Origin of the sequence: Paraburkholderia sp. EG287B, from assembly GCF_040965595.1 — a bacterium.
Classification (GTDB): Bacteria; Pseudomonadota; Gammaproteobacteria; order Burkholderiales; family Burkholderiaceae; genus Paraburkholderia.
Window position 1 is genome coordinate 94,031 of the sequence record NZ_JBFRCG010000027.1, and the last position, 7,759, is coordinate 101,789.

Genomic DNA, 7,759 nt, shown 5'->3' on the forward strand with positions numbered 1-7,759 from the left:
CGTTTCACATGCGATACCGGATCGCAGGACTGTTTCAGCCGGAATACACTTCGGCGGACACTGCCCCCTCGACGTCGGATGACTTGCGGGAATACGAGTGGCCACGTTTTGTCTGACCATTGCTAACCGAATACAAAAGCCTCGATGAGGACCGAAAGAAGCAGGCGCCGGTTTGCGTGGCCGCACCGGTACAGGTTATTGGCGGCGGGCGGGTGCCTGCTCGTGGTCCTGTTGTGGATCGGCGCCGTCACGGAAAGCTTTCGATCGCGCCAACTGGTGCTCCAGTCCAACGACAGGGAACTGTCGAGCCTCGCGAGCGCGCTTGCGGAGCAAACCGCCCGCTCCCTGCAGGGCGTCGAATTCATTCTTCGGCGCACTTCCGGCTGGGCGCTCGACGCAAAGATCGCACAGGACTCCCGGGCGGCGGCGGACCGCTTTCTTCGCGAGGAAATCGCCGGCGTCCCCCAAGTCAGGCAGCTCGATATCGTCGATGCGACTGGCCAGCGAATAGCCACGACCCTTCCCGACAGCCCCGCCGCCAATGTTTCAAAGCGGGCTTACTTCAAGGCCGTCCAGCGCGCATCGGGCAACGCGCTGGTGGTGAGCGAGCCGCTCGTCAGCATAATCGACGGCCGGCCCACGTTTGCGATGGCAACTCGTCTGGAGGACGAACACGGCCGATTCAAGGGCGCCGTGGTCGCGCTGATCGAAGACGGCTACTTCCTCGACTTCTACCGGCAGGTCGATGCAGACGAAGGCACCGGCATCACGCTGCGGCGCGAAGACGGCGCGCCGGTCGTATCGTCCGACAACCGGCAGCGATCGGGCCAGGCCGGCCGGCCGGTACTGTCCGCGCGCAAGCAGGTGCCGGAATTCCAGTTGACAGTCGACATCACTCGCGACGAAGCACTGGCGCTTCACACATGGCGCGTATCTACGATCTACGACTTCATGGGCACCGGTGCGCTTTCGCTTCTCGTCGTCGGGCTCGGCGTCGCGCTAATGAGGCGGCTGCAGCAACTCGGACGCTTCACGCGCCGGCTGCAGTCGAGCCAGCGACGCTGGCGGGCCGTGTTCGACAACGCACCGGCGGGCATCATGCTGTTGCGGCCGCGCGGGCGCTACGTCGCCGCCAACCCCGCGTTTCAACGCATGGTCGGTTACTCGTCAACGGAACTCCAGAACCTGACGGCGACCGACATCACCCACCCGGAGGATGTCGAGATCACCCGGCAGCATATCGAGCGGCTGTTGCAAGGCGGCTTGCAAAGCGTCCGCTTCGAAAAGCGCTACCAGCACCGCGACGGATACACCGTCTGGACCGACGTGCGGCTCGCACGCGTGACCGTGTCGGAACAGGCGTCAGGCAAGGATCCCGCACGCGAGGAAGATGTGATCGTGGCGACCGTGGAGGACGTCACACAGCGCCGCGAAGACGAACAGGCGCGCCGTCAGCTCGAAAGCCAGCTGAGGCAATCGCAGAAGCTGGAAGCGCTAGGCACGTTCGCCGGCGGCATTGCCCATGACTTCAACAACATCCTCGGCGCCATCGTCGGCTATGGCGAGCTCGCGCTCCAGGCACTCGCGGACGAGACACCCGAGCAGCGCTATGTCGCGCAGGTGCTCAAGTCGGCGGATCGCGCACGCTCGCTGGTCGAGCGGATTCTCACCTTCAGCCGCAGCGGACTGACGACCCGACAACCCGTACACGTTCAGCCCATTGTTCAAGACTCGATCGAAATGCTGAAGGTGCGCCTTCCCGCCTGCATCCGGCTGGAAGCCGAACTGAACGCACCCAAGGCCCACATCGAAGGCGATCCTGCGCATCTCGACCAGCTGGTGACCAACCTTTGCGTCAATGCGATCCACGCGATGCCGGGCGGCGGGACGCTCAGAGTGGTCCTCGACACGCTCGACCTGGATGCAGCGCGCTCGCTGTCGCACGGCGCCGTGGAAGCGGGGCATTTCGTGCGGCTCGCAGTATCCGATAGCGGCGTAGGCATGGCGCCCGATCTGCTCGAACGCATCTTCAATCCCTTCTTCACGACGCGCAAAGCCGGCGAGGGAACGGGGTTGGGACTGGCGCTCGTCGACGGAATCGTTCGCGAATATGGCGGGGGAATCGACGTCAGTACGATGGTCGGCGCAGGAAGCCAATTCGAGCTTCTGCTTCCGACAATCGATTCGCACACCAGTCAACCACGCGAGGACGAAAAGGCCTGCCCTTACGGTGAAGGGCAGACCATCCTGCTCGTCGACGATGAAGAAGCGCTCGTGCGGATCGGCGAGGAGCGCCTCGCGGAACTGGGCTACGAGCCGGCAGGCTTCGTCTCCAGCGACGCGGCGTGGCAGGCCTTCCGCGCCGATCCTCAGCGCTTCGACGCTGTCGTTACGGACCAGACGATGCCTGGGATAACCGGCGTCGAACTCGCTCGGATGATCCGTTCGCTTCGCGCCGAGATACCCATTATTCTTGTCAGCGGATTCAGCAGCCCCGCCCTGGAAGCGCAGGCGCGCGAGGCAGGCGTCAACGCGCAATTGCGCAAGCCGTTGCGCAGGGCGGAACTGGCGCGTACGCTGAAGCATCTGCTGCCCGACTAGGCGCTCGCGTCGCCGCACGACTGTCTACGGCGCCCCCCGGCGCCGCGCCTCGTCACCCAGAGCGATTCGCGCCCCAGCCGGTCAACGCCGCAGCGGCTTGCAGCAACGCTTCGCGCTTGAACGGCTTCGCCAGCGCCCGTTCCACGCCCAACCGGCTGGCAAGCATCGACATGGCGTGAGCCTGTGTCGGGAAATAGCCCGAGATCGCTATGACGGGCACCGAGGGAAAGACAGTCCGAACGAGAGCGATCCGCTCGGGATCCATCGCCTTCGGCTGACTGATATCGACCACCGCAAGATCGACCGGGCCCAGACGGAAATCCGGCACGCTCGCGCCTGTTGACTCCAGCACGTCATAGCCCTCACCGCGGAACGTGAGCGAGAGCAGCGTCCGCATGGACATGTCGTCCTCCATCACCAACACCCTCTTTCGATCTTCCACAATCGATCCTTTACGGTTGTCATGCATTGGCCTCAGTGCGGTATCGACCTGCGTACGCGCCACTGGTCAGCCGATCTCCCAATGCTGCCGAACATCTTTGCTGCCACGATCCCAAGCTCGTAAAGGAGCATGAGCGGGCCGGCAAGGAGCAACTGCGACACGACATCGGGTGGCGTCACGACCGCGGCGACGACGAATGCAACCATCATCGTTACTTTCATCGGCACAAAGAACGAGCCCGTGACGTCGGTTACGATGAGCTTGCCGTTTTGCGGCAGATTGTCCGCCAGAGGCCGCACCACCAGGCGGAAAATCCCCGGTGCCCAATACACGAGCCCCACGAAAGCCACGAGGACCGCGGCGCCTGCTCTCATCAAACGCCGGCGCAGCTCCACGATGTGAGTCAGATACGGTTGGTCGGTTTGGCCGGCTTGCTCATCGGCTCCGTACGGGAGCTTTTGTGTACTGCTCATCGTGTGTTACCTTTTGCACTGTCGCGCGGTCAGCGGGGAATTCCCATACCGATGCGGTTCCTTCTCTTGACGGCCGCATGTTTCAGCGGACGTTGCTTCGTAGCACCAATCGTCATGCAACGAAAAGCGTCGCCGCGGATCAATGGCCTTGTCCGCCGCGTTCACCTGCGAGCTCAGCGTCTGCGCTTCGCGAAAGCGACTCGACCTCCTTCGCGCCATCCTTGAAACCCCTCACCGCAAACCCAAGATCGGAGCCGATATTTCGCAACTTCGCTGTTCCGAAGACCAGTGAAACGATGACCAAAACGATCAACCAATGCCAGATACTCAGCGATCCCATGACAATGCTCCTTAAAAATGCGTCGTTGTGTCGAACCTAAAATTGGCCTGGTGGCCCGGAAATGTAACGTTAAGCATCTTGCCTGCGATTGCACGTTTTCAGCGCGACAAGACAAATCATTGCAATGAACGCGAGGGACGAAGGGCCGAGCAACGCGACATCGTGAAACCGTTGCGTCGCGGCAAAGCGGCAACGAATGAGATGGCCGGTATCAGCCATTCCTGTGGCAGGCGGGCTATTGCGGCGGCGAAGAGGAACGCAGTTTCGAGTAGCAGCGCTACGATGGCTGAAACCGATTCGTCACGCGATTAGCCAGACGCAACAGCTGCGCGCCGAACACGCCGCCTGCAAATCCGCCCAGAGGGACCAGATGCGCAAGTGCCGCGCGGCCGTTTCCGGCGGCGAGACTGACCGCCGTCACCACGATGTTTCCCGTCATCGAATTCGCAAATATCCGGCCGTGGCCGACAAATGTGAACGCGTCGAGAAATCCACCGCACAACGTGAGCAGTATCGCGACTGCCGGATTTGCTTTCACTGATTCCATCTTCATTTCCTGATGGCGGAAGCCCGAACATCATCCAGTCCGTATCGGCGCTCCCGCATGGGAGCGCCATCGCTCATGCGCCGCGCCTTATTTGTGCGCAACGTAAGGCATCACCATCTTGCGCGGATCGACGATCCGGTCGAAGTCCGCTTCGCTAACGTAATTGAGCTTGAGTGCCGCTTCCTTTAGCGTGAGGTCATTGTCGTACGCGTAATGCGCGATCTTCGAAGCCTTGTCGTAACCAATGACCGGCGCCAGCGCGGTGACGAGCATCAACGAGCGGTCCACGTTCTCCTTGATCTTCTTCAGGTTTGGCTTTGTGCCCTCCACGAGGAACTTGCGGAAGTTCGTGCAGGAGTCCGTCATGATCGTGATCGAGTGCGTGATGTCGAAAATGATAAGCGGCTTGTACACGTTCATTTCCAGGTATCCGCTTGCGCCGCCGATTCCCGTGGAAACATCGCTGCCCATGACATGCGTGGCCACCATGGCGAGCGCTTCCGCCTGCGTGGGATTGACCTTGCCGGGCATGATCGACGAGCCCGGCTCGTTTTCCGGAATGATCAGTTCTGCGAAGCCGGCACGGGGTCCGCACGACATCAACCGGATGTCGTTAGCGATCTTGTAGAGCGACACGGCCAGCGTGCGCATGGTACCTGACAGGTGAACGAGCGCATCGTGGGCGCCCTGCACGGTGAACTTGTTTGGAGCGGTCACGAACGGCAGGTTCGTGAGACGCGCAATTTCGGCGGCGGCGGCGGGCGCAAACCGTGGCGTCGTGTTCAGGCCGGTACCCACCGCCGTCCCGCCCAGCGCAAGGCGGTAGACACCCTTGAGCGCATCGTCGAGCCGTTCGAGGTTGTCGGTCAGCATGCCCTCGTAGCCGGACCATTCCTGACCGAGCGTGATGGGCGTCGCATCCTGCATGTGCGTCCGGCCGATCTTGACGATGTCCATCCAGTCCTTCGCCTTCGCGCCGATGGAGTCGCGCAGGGTCGCCACGGCTGGCATCAGGCGCTGCTTGACGTTCATCGCGGCTGCCATGTACATGGCGGTCGGGAACGAGTCATTGGACGACTGCGACATGTTCACATGGTCATTGGGATGCACTGGAGCATGGCTGCCTAGCGGCGTGCCCGCGATCTGGCAGCAGCGGTTCGAGATCACCTCGTTGACGTTCATGTTGAACTGCGTGCCGCTGCCGGTCATCCACACGTGCAGCGGGAACATATCGGCGTGCTGGCCGGCGACAATCTCGTCACACACCTTGACGATCAGGTCGTGCTGCTGGTCAGTGAGCCGCTTCTCCGAGTAATTGACGTTGGCCGCTGCCTTTTTCAGGATCGCATAGGTGGTGACCATCTCCCTCGGCATCAGATCGGGGCCGATGCTGAAGTGCTCGAGCGAGCGCTGGGTTTGCGCACCCCACAGTTTGTCGGCAGGCACATTGACGATGCCCATACTATCGGTCTCCTGGCGGAAGCCCGCCGCCGGCGCCGATGCCGATGCACCCGCATCAGCGGATTGTGCAAACGCTCTTGTGCTGGCAAGCGCCACCGATGCAAGAAGGGTGGATTGCATCATTTCCCTGCGATTCATCTGCGTTCCTTTAACTATCCAATTGCGACGCCCGATCCGGCCCGTCGAGAAACTAAACGCCGCTTGACTGCAACGGCACCCGAGTCGGGCGGGCGTCGTTTCCGATTCTCGACAGCCCTGCCCAATGACTGGTATTTGACCGGCGAGCGGTGATCCCCACATTTCACATTCGAGCCTTGAGATTTCAACTGAAACGTATTGAACAGCGCCGGTTTCAGCAGTAACAAAAGGCGCGATTGGCGGAAACAGAGGCATAACGGGCTCGAACAATAATTTCATCCACCCGATCCTCTCGTTGCAACGTTGAAAAGGAAGGGTGACTGGCCTGTTCTATTCAAAAAATGTACTGATTACGAACAGCTTTGTTCGTAGCAGGACGAAATGAAACCTTGGAGGTAGCTATCATGAAGCCCCTGATTCAAACCGTTGTGGTCGCAGCCGCCATTGCGGCTCCCGTTGCAGTGTTCGCCCAGGCGAACCAGTCCGTTACCCGTGCGCAGGTGCGAGCCGAATTGATCCAGATTGAAAAGGCTGGCTACAATCCGGCTCGAGGCGAAGATCCCGATTACCCAACAGATATTCAGGCTGCTGAAGCCAAGGTGGCTGCGCAGCACGCGGCGACGGGTGTCGGCGGTGCGGCGAGTGGGTCATCGGACGCGGGTCATCCGTTCGTCAAGGCCGACTGGAACGCGACGTACAAATTTCCTTGATACGCTCGCGCTTGAGTGGCGGGTGGTATTGGCCGCCTACCGCTCGGCGATCTTGCTTACTTGCACTTATAAGAACACCCACCATCGCGGTAAACAAGATGGTGGGCCAGTTCTTTTCCATACCCAGCCACCCGATTGATGGTGGTAACGCACAGACCCTCATAGGTTACGCCGTAAGCGACGCGCCTAGAAGGCACTTTCGGCCAGATCCGGAATCCTGGTGGGATGACAAAACGCAGGCCCTACCCAACGGATGTATCGGATAAACAATGGCACTTCGCTACTCCTTATCTGACCTTGATGAGCAAAGACGCACCGCAGCGCCGCTACGAACTGCGCGATATGTCCAACGCGCTGCGCTGGATCGTGCGCGCGGGTGCGCCGTGGCGTTCGTTGCCCAATGACTTTCCACCGTGGGGAATGGGCTACCAGCAGACGCAGCGCTGGATCCATGCGGGCTGTTTCGAGGCCATGGCGAATGCCCCACGTTTGACCATCCGGATCACGCAGGACCGCCGCGGTCAAGCCAGCGCGGTCATTCTCGATGGGCGTACCCTGCAGTCGACCTGCGAGAGCGAGCCTCGTGCCGGTTACGACGGCTACAAACGCAAACGCGGCAGCAAGGTCCACATGGCGGCCGACACGTTGGGGCAACTGCTTGCTGTGCACGTGACGCCAGCCAACGAACAGGAGTGCGCACTGAGCGTTGGGCGGATTTCGGAGTGGACCGGCCATTCACGTGACGACTGTGTCGCCTTTGCGACCGGCAGAAAGTGGCCGCACTCGGAAGTTCGTCGCCCAACGCTGCTCGTGCATCCTACCGCTGCTCCGAACTTCCGTAGCCACCCGTTGCGGTCGTTCAACCCGAGTGACCACAGCGGCGGCTTCCGGGGTATAACGGCCGCTCCAACCGCATTCTTAGAGGCCAGTTCAAAAAGCCGACTGCGCTCGTTTGAATATATTCCAGCACACGAGCGAGCAAGCGAATTTGAGGAATGCTTCGTGAATGTCGCTACGGCGATCGAAGCGAATGCGAAGCCGACGGAA

At 61.0% G+C, this 7,759-nt stretch carries 5 protein-coding genes and 4 pseudogenes; 3 read left to right on the forward strand and 6 right to left on the reverse strand.

Translation table 11 applies throughout. The features are described 5' to 3' along the window. Positions 1-222: 222 nt before the first annotated feature. Positions 223-2,601: a PAS domain S-box protein gene (locus tag AB4Y40_RS36895; RefSeq protein ID WP_368692057.1), complete on the forward strand. Its 2,379-nt coding sequence runs from the start codon at positions 223-225 to the stop codon at positions 2,599-2,601. 52 nt (positions 2,602-2,653) lie between these two features. On the opposite strand, the gene AB4Y40_RS36900 is transcribed toward AB4Y40_RS36895, so the two are convergent. The 5 genes and pseudogenes from AB4Y40_RS36900 to fumC form a co-directional block, all read right to left on the reverse strand. Next, the gene (locus tag AB4Y40_RS36900; protein WP_368692058.1) at positions 2,654-3,070 is read right to left on the reverse strand and encodes a response regulator; all 417 of its coding nucleotides are present in this window, start codon (positions 3,068-3,070) and stop codon (positions 2,654-2,656) included. Between the two features lie 158 nt (positions 3,071-3,228). Continuing rightward, positions 3,229-3,516: pseudogene (locus tag AB4Y40_RS36905) on the reverse strand (twin-arginine translocase subunit TatC); the annotation flags it as partial. A gap of 139 nt (positions 3,517-3,655) precedes the next feature. After that, positions 3,656-3,856, reverse strand: a complete 201-nt coding sequence (gene tatA / locus AB4Y40_RS36910; protein ID WP_368692059.1) for a Sec-independent protein translocase subunit TatA — start codon at positions 3,854-3,856, stop codon at positions 3,656-3,658. A gap of 277 nt (positions 3,857-4,133) precedes the next feature. After that, the gene (locus AB4Y40_RS36915; RefSeq protein WP_368692060.1) at positions 4,134-4,403 is read right to left on the reverse strand and encodes a YoaK family protein; all 270 of its coding nucleotides are present in this window, start codon (positions 4,401-4,403) and stop codon (positions 4,134-4,136) included. A gap of 87 nt (positions 4,404-4,490) precedes the next feature. Then, positions 4,491-5,882: pseudogene (fumC, locus tag AB4Y40_RS36920) on the reverse strand (class II fumarate hydratase); the annotation flags it as partial. A gap of 524 nt (positions 5,883-6,406) precedes the next feature. On the opposite strand from fumC, the gene AB4Y40_RS36925 reads away from it, so the two are divergent. Both AB4Y40_RS36925 and AB4Y40_RS36930 read left to right on the forward strand, forming a co-directional pair. Continuing rightward, entirely contained in the window at positions 6,407-6,712 is a 306-nt protein-coding gene (locus tag AB4Y40_RS36925; protein ID WP_368692061.1) for a DUF4148 domain-containing protein, read from the forward strand. A gap of 225 nt (positions 6,713-6,937) precedes the next feature. Further along, positions 6,938-7,405, forward strand: a pseudogene (locus AB4Y40_RS36930) (transposase); the annotation flags it as partial. Positions 7,406-7,642: 237 nt separating this feature from the next. Here the strand turns inward: AB4Y40_RS36930 and AB4Y40_RS36935 are convergent. After that, positions 7,643-7,759 (reverse strand): annotated as a pseudogene (locus tag AB4Y40_RS36935) (IS5/IS1182 family transposase); the annotation flags it as partial.